Origin of the sequence: Ekhidna sp. (genome assembly GCF_040223195.1) — a bacterium.
Classification (GTDB): Bacteria; Bacteroidota; Bacteroidia; order Cytophagales; family Cyclobacteriaceae; genus Ekhidna.
On record NZ_JAVKDX010000014.1, the window covers coordinates 20,013 to 44,827 of the forward strand.

The following is a 24,815-nucleotide window of genomic DNA, read 5'->3' on the forward strand; positions in this document are numbered from 1 at the left end:
TTATGAGAGCCAAGGATACTAAAATCCTCTGGCCCGACGAATTCTACTAATTATCCCTGTGGTTTTTGTTGACCAAACTTATAGGTGAGTCCAATGCCAAGCACACTTTTAAATTGCACCCGATCAGTCAGCTCTCCTGCGTCATCCGTATCTCCATCTCCATTCTCATCCTGCCCTATCAGTATGTCTTTATCATAAAGTAGCTGGGTGAATACATTTGCAGAAAGAACCTTGGTAAGTTGGACAACAAGAGCATTCTGCCAGTTTACATCAATTTCCCCCTGGTTTTCTGTATAGCCGGTAAACAACTCAAGCTTACTTTCGAAGATGTCATTTTTGTATTTTGCCCGAAAGAAAGAACCGATCTCAGCTCGCGCTTTCTTTCCTTCCTCAATAATTGTCACCCCATCATTGGCCAGCACAGCCGCATCTACTCCATAAGCTCCCTGATTGGCCAAATCCTGATCACGCACAAAGGTGAACTTGCCTGTTATCGGCTGATAGGAAAAACTGAGCTTTTCGCTTGGATCATAAGACACCCCAAGACCAATGGTGAGGTATCCTGGAGCCATAAAGTTGGAAATGTATTTCCCTTCTTCATCCACCCCTTCATAAAATTGGGTACGGAAATCCATCAATGCGCTGAAAAACCATTTGCTATTGTCTTTATTGATGAGGTAACTGTACTTGGTCACCAGGTTGATAAGGTCATCTGATTTGCTGAATCCGGCATCTCCTTGTTTGATCAAACCATACGCAAGGTCCATGGAGTTTTCCCATTTGCCTCTTCCCTTCACCCGATTAGCGAAGATGTTGAAGTTAGAATTGATGGCTACTGAATTTTGTCCCCCAGCCGCCCAGTTGGTTAGGGATACTTGGGAAAACGTAAGGGAGCTAGTTCCTCCAATTCTCCAATAGGTAGTGTCAGCAGCACTATCCTGAGCGAAAGTGGCAGTAGCAAAAAAGGTGATTAGAATGAGAATTTTATATTTCATTTGCTATTCGTATGTATGTGTCTTTAGGTCGTTTTCTTTCAATATTCTACGCAGGATTTTTCCCACATTTGATTTAGGTAGCTCATCGGTAAACTCGATGTGTTTGGGTCTTTTGTATCCGGTGAGGTGCTCCTCACAATGACTTCTCACTTCTTCCTCTGTCAGACTTTCATCAGCTTTCACAATGTAGACTTTTACAGCTTCCGTAGATTTTTTGTCCGGAACACCGATAGCTCCTACTTCCAACACTTTGTCATGAAGGGCAATGCAATCCTCAATTTCGTTCGGATACACATTGAAACCAGACACTAAGATCATCTCCTTCTTACGATCAACTATTTTGAAGAAACCTTGTTCATTCATTACGGCAATATCTCCGGTTTTGAACCAGTCATTATGGAAACAATTCTTCGTTTCCTCAGGACGATTCCAATATCCCTGGAATACCTGCGGGCCTCTGGCACATAGCTCACCTCTCTCCCCGGTTTTCACTTCGTTTCCTTCATCGTCTAGGATCACTACCTCGGTGCTTGGAATTGGCATCCCAATAAATCCGGTTTCAGCATCCTTCCTGAGTGGATTGGCCGTAAGTACAGGTGAAGTTTCCGTCAGACCATACCCTTCCGATACTGGTGTTCCGGTCACTTGAAACCATTTATCAGCTACATACTTCTGAAGGGCCATTCCGCCAGCAAAAGAGAATTTGACTTTTAAGAAATCTAACTCCTTGAACTTAGGCTGATTAAGCAATCCATTGAATAGCGTATTTACCCCTGTCAATATTGTCCACTGGTGTCGTCCCAGATCCTTCAAGAATGCTTTCATATCCCTAGGGTTCGTAACCAATACGTTTCTAGCTCCTATTCTCACCGTCATCAGGGCATTACAGGTCAAGGCAAAAATGTGGTACATCGGGAGTGCGGTTATAAAGATTTCCTTTCGCTCCTCCAGACCTCCGTGCAGCATCCACTCACAGACCTGTTCCATGTTGGCAATCACGTTTCTATGGGTAAGCATCGCTCCCTTGGAGACTCCTGTGGTACCGCCGGTATATTGAAGGAATGCGAGCTCGGAACTCTCTATTGCTACTTTATCCGGTGCTTTGGCAGAGCCCAACTCCAATGCCTTTTTCAAAGGAATGGCACCCTTCAGGTTGAAGGATGGCACCATCTTCTTTATGTACTTCACCACAAAATTCACAATGCTGCCCTTAAGTCCTCCGATCATATCTCCAATCTTTGTGACAATTACAGTTTCGATCTGGGTCTCTTTCAGAATCTCCTCCAGATTGCTGGCAAAATTTTCTACAATAATGATTGCCTTGGCACCAGAGTCATTAAACTGATGGAGCATCTCACTTGGGGTATACAGTGGATTGGTATTTACCACCACCATTCCAGCTTTCAGGATTCCATACAATACTACCGGATACTGGAGCAGGTTGGGCATCTGAACTGCCACCCGATCACCCTGTTTGAGATTAGTATGATTTTGCAGGTACGAAGCAAAATTATCGATGGCCTGACCCAACTCTGCAAAAGTCATTTCTTTGCCCATGTTCTCGAACGCCACGAGATCATGGTACTTCTCAATTTGCTCATCCACCATCTCAGGGAGTGAGGAGTAACTATCAGGGTTTATTTCCAATTTGACTCCTTCGGGGTAGCTTGCGTGCCAGGGTTGTTTCTTCATATCTGGGTCAGTATCGTTGATGCGCTTAAAGATAAGTGATGAGCATTACTGATAAATACTTTAGGGAATAAAAAAAGGCCTTGGCACCCCTACCAAGACCTTAAATAAACAACATTAACCCAAAGTTGTAAGAAGAGGACTTCCACCGAATAACGATGCTTGATCCATTTTCAATTTCTTCCCGCAAATCAGCGATTTAACGGCTTAAATTTAAAGTAATGATTATTTCTTTGAAAAAAATTCAATATTTTAGACAAAAAAATACATTTCATTCAAATGAAATGACATTCTAATAAAAATATCAAAATTAAAACCTCTCATATGAGTAAAAATTATGAGATTGATAATGTGGACCTGAAAATCTTAAACATCCTTTCTGAGGATGCCAAAACGCCATATACCGAAGTGGCCAAAAAAGTATTTGTCTCCGGGGGTACCGTGCATGTACGCATGAAAAAACTGGAGGAGATGGGCATAGTAAAAGGCACCACACTTAAAATTGATTACAGCAAGCTCGGCTATGATATCACCTGCTTTCTGGGGATTTACCTTCAGAAAAGCTCACTTTACGATGAGGTGGTAAGTCAACTCAAAGAGATCCCGGAAGTAGTGACCATTCGATACACCACCGGCAATTACAACATCTTTTGCAAGATCTATTGCAGGGATACCCAGCACCTCCGCAATGTCCTTCATGATAGAATCCAGAAGGTGGATGGAATTGAAAGTACGGAGACCTTTATTTCCCTCGAAGAGAGTGTAAATAAGCACCTGGGATTTGAGAATATAATGGACTCATAAAAGAAACTTATAGTAAGTGTGAACCTTCTGATAAGTTCCTTGTTCTTATTTAGAATTACTATAAATAAGGTGTACCTTTGCCATCTGAAACGAAGGAACTAAATGAGTACTGACGAACAAATACTAGAAGAATTTACCTCCAAAGAATATGAGCATGGCTGGTCTGTAGATTTCGAAGCAGATGAGGCTCCTTTGGGGATCAATGAAGATATCGTTCGTTTCATTTCCGCTAAGAAAGAAGAACCCGAGTGGTTGCTGGAGTGGCGATTGAAGGCCTTCCGGCAATGGGAAAAAATGACAGAGCCTAACTGGGCAAACGTCAAGTATCCTAAAATTGACTACCAGTCAATTCGCTACTATTCTGCTCCTAAACAAGATAAAAAACCAAAGAATCTGGACGAAGTAGATCCGGAATTACTTAGGACGTTTGAGAGGTTAGGCATTTCACTTCAGGAGCAAAAAAGGCTCACTGGTGTGGCAGTTGATGCAGTGATTGACTCTGTGTCTGTGGCCACCACTTTCAAGGAAAAACTATCCGAACTGGGTGTTATTTTCTGTTCATTTAGTGAGGCAGTTCATGAACATCCTGAGCTGATCAAAAAATATTTAGGGTCAGTTGTCCCAGCCAATGACAACTACTTTGCAGCACTCAATTCAGCCGTATTTTCAGACGGATCATTTTGCTACATTCCAAAAGGCGTGAGGTGCCCGATGGAACTCTCTACCTATTTCCGAATCAACGCAGCAAACACCGGTCAATTTGAGCGGACATTGATTGTGGCGGAGGATGACAGCTATGTAAGCTATCTTGAAGGATGCACTGCCCCGATGCGGGACGAAAACCAGCTGCACGCCGCAGTGGTAGAAATCTACGCTGCAAAGAATGCTGAAGTAAAATATTCAACTGTTCAAAACTGGTACCCTGGCGATAAGAATGGTAAAGGAGGAATCTACAATTTCGTAACCAAGCGAGGAATCTGTGCCGGCGATCATGCTAAGATTTCCTGGACGCAGGTAGAAACAGGTTCTGCCGTGACGTGGAAATACCCATCCTGTATCCTTAAAGGAGATCACTCAGTGGGTGAGTTTTACTCAGTAGCTGTGACAAACAACTACCAGCAAGCCGATACGGGAACCAAGATGGTTCACATTGGGAAGAATACCCGATCAAGAATTGTATCGAAAGGTATTTCCGCAGGAAAATCTCAAAACAGCTACAGAGGCCAGGTAGAAATCATGAAACGGGCAGAAAATGCTCGAAACTTCTCCCAGTGTGACTCACTACTGATGGGAGATAAATGTGGGGCACATACATTTCCGTACATCGATATCAAAAACAAGTCTGCTCAGATAGAGCATGAGGCAACTACTTCCAAGATTGGTGAAGATCAAATCTTCTACTGCCAGCAGCGAGGTATTGATGAGGAAACAGCTGTGGCCCTGATCGTGAATGGATTTGCTAAGGAGGTGATGAATAAGCTTCCGATGGAATTTGCAGTAGAAGCTCAAAAATTATTAGCGCTTACCCTCGAGGGTAGTGTCGGATAAGTCAATTTCAATATACGTAATGATAAGCATCAAAAATTTACACGCCTCAATCGAGGACAAGGAGATATTAAAAGGCATTGATCTGGAAGTAAAAGCCGGTGAAGTACATGCGATCATGGGCCCAAATGGTTCCGGCAAGAGTACTTTGGCTTCAGTGCTTGCAGGCAGAGAAGACTATGATGTGACAGGTGGGTCTGTGACGTTTGAAGGTGAAAACCTTTTGGAATTGAGCCCGGAAGAACGAGCACAGAAAGGGATCTTCCTTGCATTTCAATATCCGGTTGAGATCCCGGGAGTATCAACAACCAACTTCCTGAAGACAGCTATCAATCAGGTACGCGAGGCAAGAGGCGAAAAGGCATTGGATGCCGTCCACTTCCTGAAGTTGATGAAGGAAAAAATGAAGCTGGTTGATATCGATCAGGCACTTCTTAGCCGATCGCTGAATGAAGGCTTCTCTGGAGGTGAGAAGAAGAGAAATGAAATCTTCCAAATGGCCATGCTGGAACCAAAGCTTTCCATCCTGGATGAAACAGACTCTGGGCTGGACATTGATGCGTTGAAAATTGTGGCAGATGGGGTAAACACACTTAAGACTGACAAGACTGCAACAATTGTAGTGACTCACTATCAGCGTCTGCTAGATTATATCGTGCCTGATTATGTGCATGTACTGTACAAGGGACGAATTGTAAAGTCGGGCGATAAGAGTCTCGCCCTAGAGCTGGAAGAAAAAGGATACGACTGGATCAAAGAAGAAGTAGCAGTATGATCATGGAAGCATCCACGATATTGGAAAATCTAGCAGGCACATTTCAGGGCAATAAAGCTCAGAAAGAAGCTTTGGATATGCTGAAAGAAATCGGGCTTCCGCACAAAAAATCAGAAGCATACAAATTCACTCCCATCACATCCCTATTGGAAAAGAACATTGATTTTGAAGTAAAGGGAGTTGATAGTTTTGATGTCCAAAAGCTGTATAAAGAAGAAGGGAGCCATCTGATCTTTATCAATGGGGTATTTTCCAAATCACATTCGACCATTTCCAAGAAGCTTGAAATGAGCATTGGCGAGGTTACTAAGGGAAAGCACGATCCTTTTAGTCTCCTCAATACCTCATTTGCAAAGGAAGAAATGACCATCACTTCCGGTGATGAGCTTCCTGTATTTATCTATCACTTCAATACTGATGGTATTTCCAATCCACGTATCAAAGTGAATGTAAAGGATGGTGATACTTTTCGCGTGATTGAAAAGCTGGTTACACCTGCAGACCAGAATACTTTTACGAATTCATACATTGAGTTTACAGTAGGTAAGAATGCCTTCGGCTATCATACCAAAGTGCAGAACTACAATGCTGCAACATTCAGCCACGAGACGGTGGTTGCAAGTGTGGATCGTGATGCCCATTTCTACAACAATACATTTTCATTCGAAGGAGCAATGGTTAGAAATAACTTAACCATCAATCTGGAGAATGAGAACTGTGAAGGACATATGTATGGCCTGTTCCTTCTGGATAAGAAATCGCATGTAGATAACAATACTTCCGTTGATCATCAGAAGCCAAACTCATATAGCAACGAGCTATACAAGGGGATTCTGGATGAAAAGTCTACCGGGGTATTCAATGGTAAAATCTATGTGCGGCAGGATGCTCAGAAGACCAATGCCTTCCAGGCGAATAACAACATTTTGCTTTCTGAAGACGCCACGCTTCACACCAAACCTCAGCTCGAAATCTGGGCGGACGATGTGAAATGCTCTCACGGATGTACCTCTGGTCAATTAGACGAGGATGCGATCTTCTACCTGCGCGCAAGGGGAATTTCAGAAAAAAGTGCCAAAGCGATGATCCTGAATGCCTTTGCACTTGAGACGATGGAGCATGTAAAAATAGAATCAGTGAGAGATGAGATTCAATCGCTGATCGATCAAAAATTAGGATAAATGAGTACGGTCACTACAGCGATCGACATCAAGAAAATCAGGAGCCAGTTCCCGATTCTTGATCAGGAGGTCAATGGAAAACCATTGATCTATTTTGATAATGCAGCATCCTCTCAGACGGCCAAAAGTGTGGTGGATGCACTGGTCAATTTCTACGAAAAGGATCATGCCAATATCCACAGAGGTATTCATACCCTGGCCGAGCGATCCACCAAGGCATTCGAAGAAACTCGTGAGCGGGTACATCAATTCATAAATTCCGCGGAAGCAGACGAAATCATCTTCACTAAAGGAACTACCGAGAGCATCAACCTTGTGGCACAAGCGTGGGGATCTAAGTTTTTGAAATCGGGTGATGAAATTCTGATTTCGCATTTGGAGCACCACTCCAACATTGTGCCATGGCAACTAGCTGCCGAGCGTACAGGTGCCATCATCAAAGTGATCCCAATCAATGAAAAAGGAGAAATCCTGATAGAAGAATATAAAAAGCTGCTCAGCACCAAGACCAAGCTGGTGGCCGTCAATTATATTTCCAACTCCCTGGGTACGATCAACCCTGTGAAAGAAATCATAGCAGAAGCAATAAAAGTCAATGCGACAACCCTGATTGATGCAGCTCAGGCGGCTCCCCACATCAAAATAGATGTACAAGAACTGAACTGTGATTTTCTGGCACTATCCAGCCACAAAATGTATGGGCCTACTGGTGTAGGTGTGCTTTATGGCCGCAGAGAAGTATTGGAAGCCACGCCTCCTTACCAAGGCGGTGGAGAGATGATCAAAGATGTTTCATTCAGCGGAACCACATTTAATGATATCCCCTACAAGTTTGAGGCAGGCACTCCGAACATTGGAGGGGTCATCGCCTTCAAGTCTGCCATGGATTTTATTGATGAGATCGGCCATGAAGCCATCCAGGCATACGAGCATGAATTGCTGGAGTATGCTACCGATCGATTGAATCAAATCCCAGGATTTACTCCAATCGGCACAGCGGAAAACAAAGCAAGTGTTATCTCTTTCCTCATCGACAATGTGCATCCATATGATCTGGGGCAATTGTTGGATGTAAAGGGAATAGCCGTACGCACGGGTCATCATTGCACCCAGCCTTTGATGGACTTCTTTGAGATTGATGGAACAGTGCGGGCGTCTTTTGCTGTTTACAACACCAAAGAAGAAATTGATGTTTTCTGTGAATCTTTGCAGAAGATCGTGGAGCGATTTAGCTAATGGACACCATTAAAAAACGTCAGGAGGAGATTATTGAAGAGTTTGCCATGCTCGATGGCGACATGGAGATGACGCTGGATTACATCATGGAACTTGGTGATGAGCTTGGGGCTTTTCCTGAGGCAGCCCGGATTGATGACAACATTGTGAAAGGGTGTCAATCTAAGGTATGGATGACTGCCGAACTCGACAATGACCGTGTCCAGTTCAAAGCTGACTCCAATACGGCGATTACGAAGGGTCTGATGAGCCTCCTGGTCAGAGTATTGAATCAATCTCCACCACAGCATGTTATAGATGCCGAGATTTATTTTCCCAGGCAGATTGGGATGGACCGGTTCATCGGAACGCAACGATCCAATGGATTTGCAGCGATGATCAAACAAATGAAAATGTACGCACTGGCACTATCAGCAAAGCAAGAGTCATGAGCGAAACGAATACAAATAAAGACACCCTGGCACTAAAGGAGGATATCGTGAGAGCGATAAAGAATGTGTACGACCCGGAAATTCCCGTGGACGTGTATGAGCTTGGGCTGATCTACGAGATCAATATCCTGCCAGTAAACAATGTGGAGATCGTGATGACCCTGACTTCCCCATCCTGCCCTGCAGCGGAGAGTATCCCCAGCGAGGTTGAGATGAACGTAAGGGCCGTGGAGGGTGTTAACGATGTGAATATTGAACTGACCTTTGATCCACCTTACGCAACAGACATGATGTCTGAGGAGGCAAAGCTGGAGCTTGGTTTTATGTAAAGAATTGAACAACTAATAAAAACAGAACGAATATGTACCCACCGGAATTAGTAGCACCGATGAAAGCCCAGCTAACGCAGAACGGATTCCAGGAATTCACTACCGCTGGAGAAGTAGAAAGCCACCTGTCTAACCACAAGGGAACCTCCCTTATGGTGATCAACTCGGTGTGCGGATGTGCAGCAGGGACTTGCCGGCCAGGCGTGTTGCTTTCTTTGGAAAAAAGCAGCAAAAAACCGGACAATCTTACCACGGTATTTGCCGGGTTTGACACTGAGGCCACCCAAAAGGCTCGGGAGTTTACGCTTCCATTCCCTCCTTCCTCACCGTCTATCGCTCTATTCAAAGATGGTGAGCTAGTGCACATGGTAGAGCGCCACCACATAGAAGGACGATCTGCTGAGATGATCGCTAATCACCTGAAGCAGGTGTACGAAGAGTTCTGCTAAGAAGCACAAGAGAAAATCAAAACCTCATCCGAGATACGGGTGAGGTTTTTTGTTTTTAGAAAACGGTATATTTGAAAGAAAGCGTGCGTGTTATATCCGAAAACAAATGCTTACAAACGATAAATAATTGATTTTGTAACTGTCAGTTAGTTAGACGAATCGTACTTAAAAAGTATATAAGGAAAATAACGCGCACAGTGCGCATTACATTAATGTTAGCAATCACAGATGCTCCGAAATCTATTCATCATATTGGTATTAACTGGTTGCGTTTCTGCTTACAACTCATTTAAAACTGAACAAGAACTATATCCTGTTTTTACAATTGGATACTGGTATTCTTCTAACTCATACATTTTCGAAGATTCTACGGTCTATCAACGTGGTTGGACAGATGCAACTGGACTCAGTGGGAGATTTGCAGCCTTTAACTGGAAACGACTTAACGACTCAACTCTTAAACTAACTCCAATAACCAAATTCTACAAAAAAACTTATCCTGATGGTCTAACATTCAGACTGTATGACAAGAGCAAAAGATGTCAACTACTAATTCCAATTGACAGTCTGGACACATTTGAACGTGGACTCCAAACTGACTTTGACAACACCATCGTAACCTATCAATTTGAACCAAACGATGAGGAACAGGAACTGATTGACTTAGACTCAGCGCACCTTTACTCTCAACTTGAACAGGAGAACTTTGCCAAAACATTAAGTCTCATTTCAACTCGTCTTGAGAAACTCGGAATCTGGAACGGAAGGGGATTTTAAGATTGCTAACAAACGATGATGGCGCATGGCCTTACTTAGCCATCTGCCAAGTGTCTGCTATGCATCCCGCTTATCTGCCGCCAAGTAACTATTGTGCTTTCTACTATCTTCTACTCGTGGGAGTCTTTTATCTGCATGGCGCAGTGCGCATATGAAGCTTTGAATGCACCGGCAGATAAGCTACTTTTATCGGAATTAATTAAGCTCGGAGGCCACAGCGCCATATCTGGACGTTACCTCACCTCCAACTGCCCCGGCAGTCTAGCCTGCAAGCCCTTCAGGTGCTGTAGTTCCTTTACTGCTTTTGCTACAGGATCAGCTTCTACTCCAAACAGGGTGAATTGAATTTTTGCATTCATTTTCTCAAAAAACTCTTCGATGAATGGCTTCTCTCTTGGATAATACGAAACGGAGTAGTCATCTTCAATTCCAGCAGCTTTTGCCGCCAAATCAATTGCATCATTGAAGCTGCCAAGTTGATCAACCAGTCCATTTGCAAGGGCCTGCTCTCCACTCCAGACACGCCCACTAGCGATCTTTTTTACATCTGCCTGACTCATACCTCGCGCATCTGCTACCTTTTGTGTAAAGACCTCATAGCCTTCGTTCACTCCACGCTGGATGATCGCCCGCTCAGTATCTCTCAATGGACGGGTTACTGTATAGATATCGGAGTATTCTCCGGTTTTCACCACATCGTGGGTGATACCGATTTTGTTTTCAAGGAATTCACCAAAATTGAACCACATCCCGAAAATCCCAATGGAACCGGTGATGGTGTTTGGCTGGGCAATGATCGTATCTGCAGGCATGGCAATGTAATATCCGCCGGAAGCAGCTGCCCCACTCATGGAGGCAATGATCGGCTTCTTGCCTTTGGTCAACATCAACTCCCTCCAGATCATGTCTGAGGCTGTCATGCTTCCTCCACCGGAGTTTACCCGCATCACAATCGCTTTGATGCGATCATTGTTTCTGGCTTTTCTGATTTCCTCAGCAAAAGTTGACCCAACGATCCCTTCATCTCCCCCCATGGCAATGGTTCCCTCAGCCACAATCACGGCAATCCGGTTTTCGGAGTAGTCTCCCTCTGACTCAATGGCCTGAATGTATTTGTTTATCTTCATGGTTCTCAATTCAGAACCTTCACTTTGTCCCAGCCTAGCCTTCATCACGCTTTTTAGTTCGTCCTCAAAACCCACTTTATGGATCAACCCCACATCTGCTGCATCCTGTGGAAGACTTACCTTCATTTGGTCAGAAATGTCTGCCAGTGTTTCCTGAGGGATTTGGATGGAGTTGGATACATTTTCCAAATAGATATTGTACATGGAGTTTAGGAGCTCAGTATACTGCATTCGGTTTTCTTCACTCAGGTCTTTGCGGATATAAGGCTCCACATAGCTTTTAAATTCTCCCACCCTGAATACTTCCGGCTTGATTTCCAGCTTATCAAACATGCCTTTGAGGAAAGTGATATTCACGTCCAGGCCATTGAATTCAATCGCTCCCGTAGGATTCAAAAACACACTATCTGCTACGGAAACCACGTAGTAATCAGATTCACTTATATATTCCCCATAGGCGTAGACGAATTTTCCGGACGCTTTGAAATCCAATAACGCATCCCGAATCTCCTGCAACCCCGCATAGCTGGCAGCCAGATATCTTGGCTCGATGTAAATGCCTTTGATCCGATCGTCATTTTTCGCATTGTTGATAGCAGAAATGATATCCAGCAGGCTATGAACTTGTGGCCCATCACCAAAAGCCATTAAAAACGGATCATCTATGGCCCTCTCTTCCAAAATTCCATTCATCGGAAAATAAAGCACGGAATTACTTTTCACAGTTGGCACTTCATCTGCCGCAGCTGATGCAAAAATTCCCATTAGTATAAAGAAGCCGAGAATAGAGAAAATAATGAGGCCAACCAGTGTGGCGAGTAGATTTCGCAAAAAAGCCATGGATATTGATTTGGTACGTTTAGTTTGTCTTTGAAACTTGCAAAAGTAAGACGAGGTTTGTAAAGTTTAGATTAAGAAACAGGATGAACGGAATTTACCTGCTACTGGGCAGCAATTTGGGCAATCGGCTGGAATATCTAAGGGAGGCAGAGCATCTGCTCATTCAAAAAGGAATACAAGTGATAGATGAGTCCACCATATATGAAACCAAGCCCTGGGGGAAGGAAAATCAGGGTTGGTTTTTAAATGTGGTATTGCAGATAGAAACTTCGAAGCGACCGGAAGAACTACTGGAAACCATCCTTGGAATTGAAAAGGAGCTTGGAAGAGTGCGAAAGGAAAAGTGGGGGGAGCGATCAATCGATATCGACATCCTGTACTTTCATGATGAAGTACTAGATACAGAAGCTTTGAAAATCCCGCATCCGGGCATATCGAACCGAAGGTTCACCCTGATTCCGCTTGCGGAAATGTGCCCATTGGAACTTCACCCGATCACAAAACAATCGCAAATGCAAATGCTGGCAGATTGCACCGATGAGCTAGATTGCAAGCCAACTGACTACAAGCTTTAGCATGACCCTACTCGAAGGAGCTTTTTTGATTGGTGCTGGCATTTTCGCCGGATTTGTAAATACAGTAGCTGGTGGCGGGTCCCTGCTCACTCTGCCCTTGCTCATCTTTCTTGGCCTCCCTTCCTCAGAAGCCAATGCCTCCAACCGGGTAGCTATTTTCGCACAGAATATCTTCTCGGTGGCAGGGTTTCGAAGCAAAGGAGTGCGTGTATTTCCTTTTGCCATCTATGTAGCCATCCCGGCCATGATTGGTGCCATCATAGGTTCCAAAATTGCCGTTGATATCGATGAAACTTTATTTAACCGCATTCTTGCCGTGATCATGCTGATGGTGATGGGGATCACCGTTTTCAAACCGAAAGTAAAGACCCAGGCGGAAGAAATGCTAACGTCCAAAAAGGTCTGGATCAGTGTGATCGCATTCTTCTTTGTTGGGATATACGGGGGGTTCATCCAGGCGGGCATTGGTTTTATTATGATTGCCGCACTGACAGGCATTCATGGTTTCAGGATGGCCAAAACCAACGCCATCAAAGTGTTTGTGGCACTCACCTATACGTCTGCAGCTTTAGTGGTCTTTTATTTGAGCGGAAAGATCCGATGGGAGTACGGCTTGGTGCTGGCCACCGGGCAGGCGCTTGGTGGGTGGGTAGCCAGCAGATGGTCTGTGGGGGTTAGTGACCGGGTGATCCGGATGATTTTATTGGTGATGGTGGTAGCACTTTCTATTAAATTGTGGTTTTTCTAAATAGTCCTCTGTGGGAGTAGTCATCAAGCAAAGTTTCTGGGGCACATTCATCGCCTATCTGGGGGTTATTGTCGGGTATGTGAATACGCTCTACTTACGAGCAGAGTATTTTGATCTCGCTCAGATTGGCGTTTTCACTCTTGTAACGGCCAATGCCATGATCGTCTCCCCCATCTCTTCTTTTGGGATGGGCAGCTCATTTATTAAGTACTTCCCATCCTTCAAAGAAGAACGCAGGGATGAGTTCTTCACCTTTCTGTTCCTGATCACCCTTGTTGGCAACTTGCTGGTATTGCTGGTGCTTTTCCTGTTCAAGGACAGCATCACAGCGCGCTATCTGGAGACTGCACCCATGTATGCAGACTACATTGCCATTACCGGGGTAATTATTGTCTCCAACAGCTTTTTTGAGTTGTTTTTTTCTTACAGCAGAACCATCCTCAAAGTAGTGTTCCCTTCGCTGCTTCGAGATATTTACTTAAGGATAGGGTCTCTTTTCGTTGTGCTTGGCTATGCGCTTAGCTGGTGGGGTTTCAGTACTGCGGTTGTCGGGCTCGGGTTGGTTTATTTGCTTGCTTTTATTTTTCTTCTCCTTCAATTAATCACCACACACAACTTTAGATTCAAATTCAATTTTGAGTTTATTGATCGGGAATGGAAAGCCAAACTTTTCAAGTTTGGAACCTACTCCATGATGCTTGCAGGGAGCTTTGCTTTGATCAATAATATCACCTACGATCAGGTCACCACCATTCTTGGTTCAGACATGAACGGAATCTACACCACCTGTTTTTTCATTGCCCTGATCGTGGAAATGCCTCGCAGAAATATGGCAAAGGTGATCTCTCCCATCATTTCCACCGAGTTTGACCGAAAAAATATGACAGAGGTGGACAAACTTTATAAACGCAGCTCCATCACCATGTCGGTCATAGGCTTTCTGCTCTTTATTGGGATTGTGACCAACCTCCAGGACCTTTTCAATTTCATTCCAAAAGGTTCTGCTTTTCAGGCAGGTTTTTGGGTTGTTGTGGGGGTTTGCTTTGCCAAGCTTATTCTGATGGCTTCAAGCTTTGCCGGAGAAATTATCAACTACTCTCATTTATATAAGTACAACCTGATCTTTCAGGTGGTTGCCGCGGTGATTTTGGTTGGCCTCAATTATTTCATGATCTCCAGCTGGGGCCTCAATGGAGCTGCGATCAGCTATGTTATAGCCATCACCATTCATGTCATCTTGAAGCTAAGCTTTGTGAAACACCATTTTGGTATTCACCCCTTTGACCGGTCTCACCTTCCGCTCTTTATTATTGGGGTGGCAGTGACAGTTGGGGCCTACTTCTTCCAGCCGGCGTTTCATCCGGTAATCAATATTGCCATCCGGTCAATTCTTACAGTCTTTGTTTTCATTGTCCTGATTTATCAATTCCGCATTTCAGCAGATATCAATAAAATCATTCATTCTACCTTTGAGCGGTTCTTAAAAATAAACCTTCCGAAATGAATCCATCGCTAAAGAAAAATATCCTCACCCATGGGCTAATTATCCTGGGATTCCTGTTCATTACAATTCTTGTCCACTATCCCACTTTTTTGAGTGACAAGAAAATTGACCAACATGACATCCTTCAGGGCCAGGGTGGCAATAATCAACTACAGCAATACCGAAGTGGTACTGGTGAAGAAGCGCTTTGGAATCCATACATGTTTAGTGGGATGCCCGCCTATCTCACAGGCGTACAGTCTTCTGGTGATCTGCTCGTTCACGCCTACAGGATTCTAAGGTTGGGAATGGCCCACCCGCAAGGGATCCTTTTTGTTGCTTTTGTGAGTTTCTACATTCTCCTGCTTAGCTTTAAAGTAAGACCCCTGATTGCTGCGGCCGGAGCGATTGCTTTTGGACTCAATGGGTTCAACATCATAGGTATTATGGCTGGTCACAATGCGAAGATTGCTGCTGTGGCATTGATGCCATTGGTACTTGCCAGCATCCATCTTACCTTCTCAGGAAAAAGATGGCTGGGATTTGGGCTCACTGCCCTGGCTTTGGGATTACAGATTCGCACCAATCACCCACAGATCACCTACTATCTTGCCATCATCATCGCCGCTTATGGAATCAACATTCTGGTCAATGTGATCAAGGAAAAAGACTTTAAACCTTTCAGCATCAATGCTGGCCTCATGGTCCTGGCGGCAGTACTTGCCGTAGGCGCCAACTACGGAAGGCTGGCAACTACTCTCGAGTATAGCAAGTACACCATCCGTGGGAAATCAGAATTGAAGTCAGACCAACAAGCCAGCTCAGGGCTGGACAGAGCGTATGCATTCCGATACAGCAATGGGATAGCAGAGCCATTATTTCTGTTTGTACCAAACATCTTTGGTGGATCTTCCCAGCAGGAATTATCCACTAAATCATCGGTAGCTGAGGCACTGAAAAGTGCCGGATACAGCCGAGCTCAAATTCAGCAACAAGTCAAAGCTATCCCAACCTATTGGGGCGACCAGCCTCTGACTGCACCCTATTATGCAGGCACACTCACGGTGATTCTCTTTATTCTGGGTGTTGTGTTTCTCCCAAAGAACCAAAAAGTATGGCTGATTGCCCTGGTGGCATTGGGGATCATGATGAGCTGGGGCAAAAACTTCGAGTCATTCAATAATCTCCTGTTTGACTACCTGCCAGGGTACAATAAGTTTCGATCGGTGACCTTCACGATCATCATCACCATTTTCGCCATGAATTTGCTCGGCTTCCTGGCTTTGGAAAAGCTGGTATCCAGTGAGTGGAATAAAGAATTGAAGAAGAAGGTGTTCCTCACGCTGGGAATAGGTGGTGGATTCCTTCTTGCCGTGCTGGTTTTTTCAGGGGCGCTGGGATTTCGAGGTGCAATAGACGGGCAACTACCCGATTGGTTTGTGGATGCCATTCGTGAGGACAGGCGGTCGTTGCTTATCAAGGATACTTTACGAGCCCTGATGTTTGTGGTGGCTTTTGCTACTTTGGTATGGGCTTTATTTAAGAAACAGGTCAAGGCAAGTCAGGTACTATTGGGACTTATTTTGATCGTTTTCGTAGATAGTTTTTCACTAACCAAGCGGTTTCTCGGCCAAGAAAAATTTGTCAAAGACCCTTCTGAGGATTTTTTCCAAATGACCGAAGCAGACCGAGCGATCGCTTCGCAGGCAAATTATGGAGAGCGGGTGCTCAACCTACAAAACCCATTCAATGAAAACCGGACTTCTTACTACCATGAGTCGATCGGAGGCTACCATGGAGCCAAGATCAGACGCTATCAGGACCTGATCGACTACTGTATTCAGGGTGAGCTACAAAGTGCAATTCAATCATTGCAAAGTCAGTCGATGAACTTTTCAAATCTCCCGGTGCTCAATATGCTGAATACTAAATATATGTATGCGGGAGCGCAGGTTTTCCCCAACAGATATGCGAACGGAAACGCCTGGACAGTGAATGAGATCATCCCCGTCAATTCGCCGGATGAAGAAGTGAACAGTGTGTGTTCGCTGAACACGAAAAATCAGGCAGTGATAGATCAAACGAAATTTAATATTCCATCTACCACAGGATCGGGCGTTATCACCCTGGACAAGAAGACCCCAAACAGGCTGACCTACACTGCCAGTGTAAGCGGTGGAGATGCAACTGGTATCTTTTCTGAGATATACTATCCGGAAGGGTGGATAGCCACCATTGATGGAAATGAGGCTGAAATCCTGCGAGCCAATTATGTGCTCAGGGCATTGCAAATCCCGCAGGGGCAACATGAGATTGTATTTGAGTTTAAGCCTAAGACCTACTTTACCGGAAACACCATCATGATGGTAAGCTCCATTTTGGTTTTGCTGGTTTTTGTGGGGGGTGTTGGGATTGAGTTCAAAAAGTAATGCCTCTTCCGAATCTGATTATCGCCGGGCCACCTAAGACGGGCACCACTTCGCTTTTTGATTGGCTGGCGGCACACCCTGAAGTTTGCGGGTCCAGCAAGAAGGAAACGTACTATTTCTATGAGCATTCGGAGATGGAGAGCCCCTTTCCAAATTTTAAAAAGGATGGCTGGGATGGGTATAAAAAATACTTCACCGACTGTAAAGGTGAACCCATTCGGATGGAAGCTTCTCCGGGGTATATTTATTCGAAACTGGCTGCCGATAAGCTTGGCACTTTGCCGGCACTTAAGGCAGTAATGGTCATGCGAAATACGGCTGACAGGATGTTTTCAGAGTATCAGTTCAACAGGTACAAGACGAAGAAATTCTCAGGATCCTTTGCGGAATATTTAGGATTTGATGGTGCCGATTTTGAAGGGGAAAAATATGAAGAATGTAACCTGAGCCCTTTCATCCATATGTGGCTTGAGCATATTCCGAAGGAAAACTTTAGGATTATTTCTTTCGAAGATATGAAGAACGATCCTCAAGGTTTAATGAAAAGACTTTGTGACTTTTTAAGCATCGACACTAACTTTTATGAATCTTTTGGATTTGAAAAGAAGAATGAGACGTTTGGAATCCGAAATAGCCGAATCCATCAATTTGCTTTGAAAGTTCATAGGAGCACCCCCAGGTTTCTTCAGAGGTTAATAACCCCTGCCTACTACTTTATCAACAAAGAAAGCATCCCTCCAATAAGTGATGAGGAAGTCCGGCAGAAAGAGGCGCTTTCTCATAAAATGATGCAGGCTGAGGCTGAGCTTCTGGAACAATTCGGTCACTTATACCTTTAATTTAACCTGAGCCGATATAGGGTTCGACAATAACCTTCAAAATTCCTGTCTTTTCGACGTTAAGGAGAAATATTTCCTACTCTTTATGAATCCTGTCCCAATAGTGTTTCATGCTTTTTTAGAAAGAATAAATCTCAATTCTTCGATTTGACAGGAATTTTGAAAGCTCTCTCCACTCCTATGTCGAACTCAGGTTAATTTTTCCAGCAAAGAATTCGCACTTTTTCTAATCATCTTCTGGGAAAATTCTTTCCTTAGTGCTTCTCGATTCCTTAAAATTTCATCTTCATTCAGTGGTTTCAGCTCCTTTGTTGCTCGGAGCTCTTCAGTAGAGCAAACCTCGCAACCTATTCTTCTTAGGTATGTATAAATAGTATTGCTCGGCTTCAGGTACACCTTTACACCCAAATACACCAAAGCCAATATATTGTTGAATGCCTGTTGGCGGTTGTGGAACATAATCGCATAGCTGCAGGACCTCAATACTTTGGTGTATTCATTGATGGACATCAACTCCATCAGTGGGCTAAAAGACTGACCAAGCTTTTGATTCCCTTCTTCAATTACCAAATCCCGGTATGAACCCATATCCTTTCCATAACTCAATGGACAGATCACCTGCTGTCCGGCAATTAATTCCAATTGATTTATAGCCTCAAAAGCATCTACATGATTGTTTTCCATTGTGCAGGAATTGCCCAACAAGATGTTATTCCCCTCCGGATTTACTGGTTCCAGAGATCCAATTAATTGCTCCAGGCTAATAAACCTTGCATCTACCCAATCCATCTTGAAATCATAATGAGCCTTAAGGAGCTTATAATCTTCTTTCAGGAAAGTGCCACAATAGTCTACACGCTCAAACAACTTTAGTCGTATAGTATCCAGGGAAGCTGTGGTCTTCATTTTTCGTACTCCCTCAAAAACCAGACTCTTCCAGAATGCAGTTTGCCAGATGGAATCCACTCCCAATTCCGCCTTCATTTTGTCTACTTTGGATGAGTGAGAACCAAGCTTAGAAGCAAAAGAGGCTGTGATTGGATCAAGTAATCCCTCTTTCATTTTTGGAAGACCATACCCATCACCTCCCCAGAATATCCAAACGACTCTGACATCAGTCGGAAGTTCTCGGATTAGTTCAAACCATCTGATATCAAGGAAATGGACAATAACGGCACCAGGAGATAGCTTCTTCAAAAGCCTTTTTGGATTCGTCCAGCCGAAAACATACTGCTCCGTATTTTGATGATTGGAAATGTACTTTAGTCGCTGACCGGGATATCTCTTTCCCACCAAATGATGATTGTCCTTCTGATCAAACAAACTGATGGTGTAATCTGCAAACCGTGAATCTGTATGGAGGTGCAAAATCACGAATAAAAGCTTTTGATAGCACTGATGACCACTTCCTGATCTTCGCCCAACTCACAATAAAAAGGGAGGCGAACCAGGTTATCAGAATAGCGGTCACAATTGGGAAGTTCTCCATCTTTATACTTACCAGAGAAAAAAGGGCTCTTATGGAGCGAAATGTAATGGAACACCGGATGAGCGCCCCGGCTCCTGATGTGATCAATCAGCGAATCCCTTTCCTCAGGATTATTGGTAACAATGTAAAACATGTGACCATTGTTGGTGGCGTATTCGGGGATATGTGGCAATGAAATTCCATGATTCTCCAAGAATGACAGCTCGTCTCTATACCTGTTCCAAATGGCTAGTCTACGCTCCTGAATTTCATCCAGGCATTCTAACTGGGCAAAGAGGAAAGCTGCCGTAATCTCGGACGGCAGGAAGGAAGAGCCAACATCCACCCAACCATATTTATCTACTTCACCTCGAAAGAAAGCGGATCGGTTAGTCCCCTTCTCCCAGATAATTTCAGCCCTGGCTTCAAACTGTTTATCGTTTACCACCAACATGCCGCCCTCACCCGAAATGATGTTTTTCGTTTCATGAAATGAAAATGCTGCCAGGTGTCCAATGCCTCCGAGGTATTCATTTTTGTATTTGCTATCAATTGCCTGTGCGGCATCTTCCACCACATAGATGTCATGTTCATTGGCAAGGGACATAATCTGCCCCATATCGCAGGCCACACCGGCATAGTGAACCACCACTATCGCTTTTGTTTTCGGAGTGATCAATGACCTGATACTGTCAACTGAGATGCAGGGATTGGATGATTCACTATCCGCAAAACGAATGGTGGCACCTCTTAGCACAAAGGCATTAGCAGTGGAAACAAAGGTGTAGCTGGGCATGATTACCTCATCACCCGGCCGGATATCTAGCAGCAGAGCGGCCATCTCCAGCGCATCCGTACAGGAAGTCGTAAGGAGGCATTTTTTAAAGCCATATCGATCGGTGAAAAACTGATGGCATTTTTGGGTAAAGACGCCATTACCGGAAATTTTACCAGTTTTTACTGCCTCCTCAATGTAGGTCGTTTCCTTGCCTGTCAGGTATGGTTTATTGAATGGGATCATCAGGGTTTTTTAAATCTGGCAGGAACTCCCACATAAAGCCCCGGTTGGCTTAGATTTTCTGTAACCACTGCTCCGGCACCTGTCCTCACTCCTTTCGAGATTTCAATGTTGTCGATCACCTTGGTCCCGGTACCAAGATTTACCTGCCGGTCAATTTTCACAAAGCCGGATACCACCACTCCGGGGGATAACATGGAGTGACTTCCTACTTCAGAATCATGCGCAATGGTGCAACTGACATTCAGAGATACATTCTGGCCGACGACAACATTCATATCCAGCACACAGCCAGGATAAATAAGCGTCCCCTCTCCAATCTGACACGATGGATCGACATAGGCTGATGAGTGGATGATTTTAGCAAATGGAATGGATCTATGAAATTTCTCAAAAAGAGTAGCCCGAATATCCATATGCTTATATCCAATACCAATCATCAATTCGTCAAATGCTCCATTTTCATATGAATGAATCACATCTGAAATTTTTCCCAAAGCATCCTGCAGAAAATCATCGAAAAAACCCACGACCTGATAACCACTATCGGTAGCATGATAAGCTATCTGTTGACCTAAGTCTCCTGCACCAATAATTGCCAATCGTTTCATATCAACTTAGTGAGCTCATTCAAATTTTTGATTTTCAATCCTTCGTAGTTTGCGTAAAAATTTGTCCTGTCAATTAAGACAGAATTGATTCCAGTCTTCTTAGATGGTAGAATATCCAATCGCATAGAATCCCCGACAAACATAATTTCATTTGGCTGATATCCCGAAATCTCAATCATTTTGTGAAAAAATGCAGGATTAGGTTTTTTTATACCCAGTTCCTCCGAAACAAGAACCCACTCAAAATCAACTTGAAAGAATCCCCCCAACTTTTCTCTGAGTGAAGTATCCCAGTTTGAACCTATTCCCAATGGCAGATTAAGTGATCCAATCGCATCAGCGTCGTGAAACTTCGACCAGATCAATCCGGAGCAAGCAGCATATATTTCTTCAGTCAATTCTTCTGTGTGAGGAACCTCAAGTGAAGCGCAGAGTTTTGCATTAAAATCGAGGTAGAATTCTTTGTTGGTTGAGTCTGGGAAAATGACCTCTTCGGTCAGGCGCTGATGCGATTTCTGAATATGATCCAATGGAACAGGGTGTCCATGTGCTTTAAATACCTGCTGGATATTGGTGAAAAGCGAAGGCTTATACAGCAGCGTATTGGCCACATCGAAAAAGACTGCTTTGATCATTGCAGTCTAAAATTATCCTTATTATTCTTGATCTCCGCTAGTGAAATATCTGGATAGATGATATCATGAATGACCCGCATAGCACACCCAGGTCTCACTTCCGGAGTATCCGGTTCTGTCTTAAAAAGCCACTCCTGAACCGTGTACCTAACATCTTTGAAGCCAAAGTGAGGCCTTAGCGAATTAGTGCCAGATATTCTGCTATTGATCTCGAATGGAATGATTCCCTTTTTTGTGACCTTAGATTGAAGATTGATTGAACCACGGCAATCAAAGTTTTTAATCAACTGCAGAATAATAGATTCAAGCTCCGAATTAAACTCAAAAGTCACCTCCGCCTTAGAAGTATTTCCAGCATCCAGTTCCCGTATGAAGGTGATAAATCCATGCAAATCCCCTCTTCTGGTTACGTAGAATGTGGTGGTGATTTCCAGGCCTTCCAAATACTCCTGAATGACAAAATCATTACTAAAACCAGACGGATTGATTGGGTTTATGTGGATATCGCGGGAACCTCTTCCCGATCGGGGCTTTACCACTACCTGATCCAACTCACCCTTATATTGACCTGGCAGGAATGATTGTGCAAAAGGAATTTTTAAAGTGCTGAGCCGCTGATACGTTTTCCATTTATCAAGGCTCAGACCGGTCAGGTCCGGGGATGAGATAGCGACATTTACGTTTAGAATTTCCTGATTCTTGCCCAGGTGATAAGCTTCCAAATCTGTAGCCGGAATGATCAGGTTAATGTTCTCAAGCTCTGCAATTCGTGAAATTTCACTGATATAATCCTCGGAATCTCCAAATGGGACCTTGTAAACTTCATCACACAAATGATTACCTGCCGAAACAAAAACGGTATTTGTGCCTATCAATCGAATATCCGGGAATTCTGATTTGACATTTCTCAAAATTCCCTGCCCCACTACTCCTCCTATACCTGTGACTAAAATGGATTTACTCATTCAAACTTGATTGTTTCTATTTCTGGGTAGTCGGCAATAAACCGATCTCCTTCCCAGTATGCCTGACCTACTTTCTCCCATTTCGTTTGCTTCTGACGTTTCAGGAAATCCTTTTCCCACTTTGTGGGTATTTGCAGAGGTCTTACATAAATATTGAATTTAATTTCTTTGGGATCATAGTCATTGGTAACCGCCCAAAAAGTAGAAAAATCCCGAATTCCATATTTGAGTCTTTCATGAATTACTTCTGGCCCATTTATCCTAAAAGTCCATTTTGCCCAGACAAAAGAGTAATTCCAATTGCCAACAGTTCCATCTTTATTGATAAATGGCAACCAAAACCTTCTACCATCCTCCAATACTGCCTCAACCGTAATGTTATGATTGTATCCATTAAAGTGGTTATCTGTAAACAAACCATGGGTGGTAATTCCAAAAGCAGTTTTACTAAGCTGCCACGCAACCTTAGAAGCAAAGGGTCCTTCTTTCTTATTTAGCCTTAAATAGGACTGATACGACGCATTGATTTGAAGCAAAATAAATACTCCAAAAACTAAACCGTATAATAGAGTTTTCAATTGCTTTCGACTAAAGCCATCGAGTACATAAACCTCATGATCTGGTTTTGGGGCCATTGGCGGAACATATCCACAAGTTTGATCTGTACAATGCTCAAAAGAAGATTTTGAAGAGATTATTCTATAAATCGATCCAGCCAAATGATAAATGCCAGGAATAGACACTATTAAATACATTGGAATAAATAGGGGAATCCTTTTTAGGATAAGCAAATAAGCCTTAATCCCATCCACAATTTTTCCCCTTTTAGTAATTGCATGCATGGAATAGTACAAGTCTTCTTTGGGGACCCCTTTCATTCGATCATCTTCAATAGTGTCTATACCACACCATTCAATTTTCCCAAAGTAATCGAAGTGATTTATAGTCATTCGAGTTCTATTGCACAATGGGCATTCCTGATTGAAAAAGACCTTGAGAGTTGGAGTGGAAGTTCGAAGTTTTTTCCCTAATACTTTCCAAAAAGAAAACGGGATCATCAATAAATACATCGAAAGCATACAAAGTCCAAACCATGGAATTGGGAATACTATTATGATCCCCACATGAAGTCCTGTCCCTATCAGAAACCATATTAATCTCAGCTTCTTACTATCAAAAGTGAATAAGAATATTGTTTCAAAAATTAAAGTCAGATAACCTAGGGCAAGCACAAACCATTTATTGTTCAATACCAAGGTTGTGTCTACATGGGTAGCAAATGGTATGGAGGCTGGAAGCCACATACCAAGACCTTTAGTCCAAAAATCGGAGGCATACTTGTAGAAAACTGAATCAAAGTAAAAAAAGCCTATACCCAAAATAAGAACAGCATAGTAGTTGGCAGCAGCAACAGTCTTGGATGGGATGTATTCTCTTCTTGCTGTAGAAAACCTTATCTTCCTTCGAAGACGATCTATCGAGTGATTCTGATCACTTTCAAGAAAAATAAGCAAAAAATTCAAAATTATGTATATGTAAAAAACATGGTATTCATAGCTCTTAATAGTTCCGATAAATACAAGCGATAATACATAATTGACCAGTGCAGCCCTTTTGGTGTAAAAGCCAAAGAGTATAAAAACCACCGAGATAAACCACACAATAAGGCCTGGCAGCATATTGATCTCTGATGGGATCAAAAAAGGAACCTTATCGTAAATAAGATGCCTGAAGAAAATAATTTGGCCTATTTCACAACACAGTACCAATGAGTAAAGGATTCGAAAAAGTGAAAGACCCGTGGCATCCACTTGCTTTGTTAAGAGATGATCGATCCATGAAAAATATCTTCCAATTATATTCATC

At 43.4% G+C, this 24,815-nt stretch carries 23 protein-coding genes; 14 read left to right on the top strand and 9 right to left on the bottom strand.

The window, feature by feature from the left end:
• Positions 1–50 precede the first annotated feature (50 nt).
• Both RLN88_RS06650 and RLN88_RS06655 read right to left on the bottom strand, forming a co-directional pair.
• Positions 51–995 (bottom strand): DUF3078 domain-containing protein, encoded by a 945-nt coding sequence (locus RLN88_RS06650; protein WP_350220606.1) that lies wholly within the window; start codon positions 993–995, stop codon positions 51–53.
• Positions 996–998: 3 nt separating this feature from the next.
• Positions 999–2,687, bottom strand: a complete 1,689-nt coding sequence (locus tag RLN88_RS06655; protein ID WP_350220607.1) for an AMP-binding protein — start codon at positions 2,685–2,687, stop codon at positions 999–1,001.
• A 321-nt stretch (positions 2,688–3,008) separates the two neighbouring features.
• Between RLN88_RS06655 and RLN88_RS06660 the strand changes: the two genes are divergently transcribed.
• From RLN88_RS06660 to RLN88_RS06700, 9 genes are all read left to right on the top strand, one after another.
• A complete protein-coding gene (locus RLN88_RS06660; RefSeq protein WP_350220608.1) occupies positions 3,009–3,488 on the top strand; it encodes an Lrp/AsnC ligand binding domain-containing protein in 480 nt (159 codons plus the stop codon).
• Between the two features lie 102 nt (positions 3,489–3,590).
• The gene (gene sufB / locus RLN88_RS06665; RefSeq protein WP_350220609.1) at positions 3,591–5,036 is read left to right on the top strand and encodes a Fe-S cluster assembly protein SufB; all 1,446 of its coding nucleotides are present in this window, start codon (positions 3,591–3,593) and stop codon (positions 5,034–5,036) included.
• Between the two features lie 19 nt (positions 5,037–5,055).
• On the top strand, positions 5,056–5,808 hold the full coding sequence (gene sufC / locus RLN88_RS06670; protein WP_350220610.1) for a Fe-S cluster assembly ATPase SufC: 753 nt from the start codon (positions 5,056–5,058) through the stop codon (positions 5,806–5,808).
• 2 nt (positions 5,809–5,810) lie between these two features.
• Positions 5,811–6,989: a Fe-S cluster assembly protein SufD gene (sufD, locus tag RLN88_RS06675; RefSeq protein ID WP_350220611.1), complete on the top strand. Its 1,179-nt coding sequence runs from the start codon at positions 5,811–5,813 to the stop codon at positions 6,987–6,989.
• Positions 6,990–8,225: an aminotransferase class V-fold PLP-dependent enzyme gene (locus RLN88_RS06680; RefSeq protein WP_350220612.1), complete on the top strand. Its 1,236-nt coding sequence runs from the start codon at positions 6,990–6,992 to the stop codon at positions 8,223–8,225. It begins immediately after the preceding gene.
• Entirely contained in the window at positions 8,225–8,656 is a 432-nt protein-coding gene (locus RLN88_RS06685; protein WP_350220613.1) for a SufE family protein, read from the top strand. The genes RLN88_RS06680 and RLN88_RS06685 overlap by 1 nt, the downstream gene beginning before the upstream one ends.
• A complete protein-coding gene (locus RLN88_RS06690; RefSeq protein ID WP_350220614.1) occupies positions 8,653–8,985 on the top strand; it encodes an iron-sulfur cluster assembly protein in 333 nt (110 codons plus the stop codon). Before RLN88_RS06685 ends, RLN88_RS06690 begins: the two co-directional genes overlap by 4 nt.
• 32 nt (positions 8,986–9,017) lie before the next feature.
• Positions 9,018–9,434, top strand: a complete 417-nt coding sequence (locus tag RLN88_RS06695) for a BrxA/BrxB family bacilliredoxin (RefSeq protein ID WP_350220615.1) — start codon at positions 9,018–9,020, stop codon at positions 9,432–9,434.
• A 228-nt stretch (positions 9,435–9,662) separates the two neighbouring features.
• The gene (locus RLN88_RS06700) at positions 9,663–10,211 is read left to right on the top strand and encodes a hypothetical protein (protein ID WP_350220616.1); all 549 of its coding nucleotides are present in this window, start codon (positions 9,663–9,665) and stop codon (positions 10,209–10,211) included.
• A 233-nt stretch (positions 10,212–10,444) separates the two neighbouring features.
• Here RLN88_RS06700 and sppA read toward each other — a convergent pair whose 3' ends face one another.
• Positions 10,445–12,178 carry a signal peptide peptidase SppA gene (sppA, locus tag RLN88_RS06705; protein WP_350220617.1) on the bottom strand — a complete coding sequence of 578 codons (1,734 nt, stop codon included), beginning with the start codon at positions 12,176–12,178 and terminating at the stop codon, positions 10,445–10,447.
• A gap of 83 nt (positions 12,179–12,261) precedes the next feature.
• Here sppA and folK point away from each other — a divergent pair, with 83 nt between their 5' ends.
• Genes folK through RLN88_RS06730 form a run of 5 tightly spaced genes read left to right on the top strand, consistent with a single transcriptional unit; the run spans position 12,262 to position 18,252 of the window.
• Complete coding sequence (gene folK / locus RLN88_RS06710) at positions 12,262–12,753, top strand: 2-amino-4-hydroxy-6-hydroxymethyldihydropteridine diphosphokinase (protein ID WP_350220618.1); 492 nt, start codon at positions 12,262–12,264, stop codon at positions 12,751–12,753.
• A 1-nt stretch (position 12,754) separates the two neighbouring features.
• On the top strand, positions 12,755–13,501 hold the full coding sequence (locus RLN88_RS06715; protein WP_350220619.1) for a sulfite exporter TauE/SafE family protein: 747 nt from the start codon (positions 12,755–12,757) through the stop codon (positions 13,499–13,501).
• Between the two features lie 10 nt (positions 13,502–13,511).
• Entirely contained in the window at positions 13,512–15,005 is a 1,494-nt protein-coding gene (locus RLN88_RS06720; protein ID WP_350220620.1) for a lipopolysaccharide biosynthesis protein, read from the top strand.
• Positions 15,002–17,413 carry a YfhO family protein gene (locus RLN88_RS06725; RefSeq protein WP_350220621.1) on the top strand — a complete coding sequence of 804 codons (2,412 nt, stop codon included), beginning with the start codon at positions 15,002–15,004 and terminating at the stop codon, positions 17,411–17,413. Before RLN88_RS06720 ends, RLN88_RS06725 begins: the two co-directional genes overlap by 4 nt.
• Positions 17,413–18,252: a sulfotransferase domain-containing protein gene (locus RLN88_RS06730; protein WP_350220622.1), complete on the top strand. Its 840-nt coding sequence runs from the start codon at positions 17,413–17,415 to the stop codon at positions 18,250–18,252. The genes RLN88_RS06725 and RLN88_RS06730 overlap by 1 nt, the downstream gene beginning before the upstream one ends.
• Positions 18,253–18,441: 189 nt before the next feature.
• Here the strand turns inward: RLN88_RS06730 and RLN88_RS06735 are convergent, their stop codons facing one another.
• Genes RLN88_RS06735 through RLN88_RS06760 form a run of 6 tightly spaced genes read right to left on the bottom strand, consistent with a single transcriptional unit; the run spans position 18,442 to position 24,814 of the window.
• Complete coding sequence (locus RLN88_RS06735) at positions 18,442–19,626, bottom strand: TDP-N-acetylfucosamine:lipid II N-acetylfucosaminyltransferase family protein (RefSeq protein ID WP_350220623.1); 1,185 nt, start codon at positions 19,624–19,626, stop codon at positions 18,442–18,444.
• Positions 19,623–20,741 (bottom strand): dTDP-4-amino-4,6-dideoxygalactose transaminase, encoded by a 1,119-nt coding sequence (rffA, locus tag RLN88_RS06740; RefSeq protein WP_350220624.1) that lies wholly within the window; start codon positions 20,739–20,741, stop codon positions 19,623–19,625. The genes RLN88_RS06735 and rffA overlap by 4 nt, the downstream gene beginning before the upstream one ends.
• The gene (locus tag RLN88_RS06745; RefSeq protein ID WP_350220625.1) at positions 20,741–21,349 is read right to left on the bottom strand and encodes a NeuD/PglB/VioB family sugar acetyltransferase; all 609 of its coding nucleotides are present in this window, start codon (positions 21,347–21,349) and stop codon (positions 20,741–20,743) included. Before RLN88_RS06745 ends, rffA begins: the two co-directional genes overlap by 1 nt.
• Complete coding sequence (locus RLN88_RS06750) at positions 21,346–21,984, bottom strand: HAD family hydrolase (protein ID WP_350220626.1); 639 nt, start codon at positions 21,982–21,984, stop codon at positions 21,346–21,348. The genes RLN88_RS06745 and RLN88_RS06750 overlap by 4 nt, the downstream gene beginning before the upstream one ends.
• The gene (locus RLN88_RS06755) at positions 21,981–22,949 is read right to left on the bottom strand and encodes an ATP-grasp domain-containing protein (RefSeq protein WP_350220627.1); all 969 of its coding nucleotides are present in this window, start codon (positions 22,947–22,949) and stop codon (positions 21,981–21,983) included. Before RLN88_RS06755 ends, RLN88_RS06750 begins: the two co-directional genes overlap by 4 nt.
• Entirely contained in the window at positions 22,946–24,814 is a 1,869-nt protein-coding gene (locus RLN88_RS06760) for a DCC1-like thiol-disulfide oxidoreductase family protein (protein ID WP_350220628.1), read from the bottom strand. The genes RLN88_RS06755 and RLN88_RS06760 overlap by 4 nt, the downstream gene beginning before the upstream one ends.
• Position 24,815: the final 1 nt, after the last annotated feature.

What these genes read in the sequence shown, in the direction of transcription:
- sufB (WP_350220609.1), top strand. Translation starts at nt 3,591, where the DNA reads ATGAGTACTGACGAACAAATACTAGAAGAATTTACCTCCAAAGAATAT.
- RLN88_RS06750 (WP_350220626.1), bottom strand. Translation starts at nt 21,984, where the DNA reads ATGATCAAAGCAGTCTTTTTCGATGTGGCCAATACGCTGCTGTATAAG.
- RLN88_RS06695 (WP_350220615.1), top strand. Translation starts at nt 9,018, where the DNA reads ATGTACCCACCGGAATTAGTAGCACCGATGAAAGCCCAGCTAACGCAG.
- rffA (WP_350220624.1), bottom strand. Translation starts at nt 20,741, where the DNA reads ATGATCCCATTCAATAAACCATACCTGACAGGCAAGGAAACGACCTAC.
- RLN88_RS06715 (WP_350220619.1), top strand. Translation starts at nt 12,755, where the DNA reads ATGACCCTACTCGAAGGAGCTTTTTTGATTGGTGCTGGCATTTTCGCC.
- RLN88_RS06685 (WP_350220613.1), top strand. Translation starts at nt 8,225, where the DNA reads ATGGACACCATTAAAAAACGTCAGGAGGAGATTATTGAAGAGTTTGCC.
- sufD (WP_350220611.1), top strand. Translation starts at nt 5,811, where the DNA reads ATGGAAGCATCCACGATATTGGAAAATCTAGCAGGCACATTTCAGGGC.
- RLN88_RS06730 (WP_350220622.1), top strand. Translation starts at nt 17,413, where the DNA reads ATGCCTCTTCCGAATCTGATTATCGCCGGGCCACCTAAGACGGGCACC.
- RLN88_RS06660 (WP_350220608.1), top strand. Translation starts at nt 3,009, where the DNA reads ATGAGTAAAAATTATGAGATTGATAATGTGGACCTGAAAATCTTAAAC.
- sufC (WP_350220610.1), top strand. Translation starts at nt 5,056, where the DNA reads ATGATAAGCATCAAAAATTTACACGCCTCAATCGAGGACAAGGAGATA.
- RLN88_RS06760 (WP_350220628.1), bottom strand. Translation starts at nt 24,814, where the DNA reads ATGAATATAATTGGAAGATATTTTTCATGGATCGATCATCTCTTAACA.
- RLN88_RS06755 (WP_350220627.1), bottom strand. Translation starts at nt 22,949, where the DNA reads ATGAGTAAATCCATTTTAGTCACAGGTATAGGAGGAGTAGTGGGGCAG.
- RLN88_RS06680 (WP_350220612.1), top strand. Translation starts at nt 6,990, where the DNA reads ATGAGTACGGTCACTACAGCGATCGACATCAAGAAAATCAGGAGCCAG.
- RLN88_RS06650 (WP_350220606.1), bottom strand. Translation starts at nt 995, where the DNA reads ATGAAATATAAAATTCTCATTCTAATCACCTTTTTTGCTACTGCCACT.
- RLN88_RS06690 (WP_350220614.1), top strand. Translation starts at nt 8,653, where the DNA reads ATGAGCGAAACGAATACAAATAAAGACACCCTGGCACTAAAGGAGGAT.
- RLN88_RS06725 (WP_350220621.1), top strand. Translation starts at nt 15,002, where the DNA reads ATGAATCCATCGCTAAAGAAAAATATCCTCACCCATGGGCTAATTATC.
- RLN88_RS06655 (WP_350220607.1), bottom strand. Translation starts at nt 2,687, where the DNA reads ATGAAGAAACAACCCTGGCACGCAAGCTACCCCGAAGGAGTCAAATTG.
- sppA (WP_350220617.1), bottom strand. Translation starts at nt 12,178, where the DNA reads ATGGCTTTTTTGCGAAATCTACTCGCCACACTGGTTGGCCTCATTATT.
- RLN88_RS06700 (WP_350220616.1), top strand. Translation starts at nt 9,663, where the DNA reads ATGCTCCGAAATCTATTCATCATATTGGTATTAACTGGTTGCGTTTCT.
- RLN88_RS06745 (WP_350220625.1), bottom strand. Translation starts at nt 21,349, where the DNA reads ATGAAACGATTGGCAATTATTGGTGCAGGAGACTTAGGTCAACAGATA.
- folK (WP_350220618.1), top strand. Translation starts at nt 12,262, where the DNA reads ATGAACGGAATTTACCTGCTACTGGGCAGCAATTTGGGCAATCGGCTG.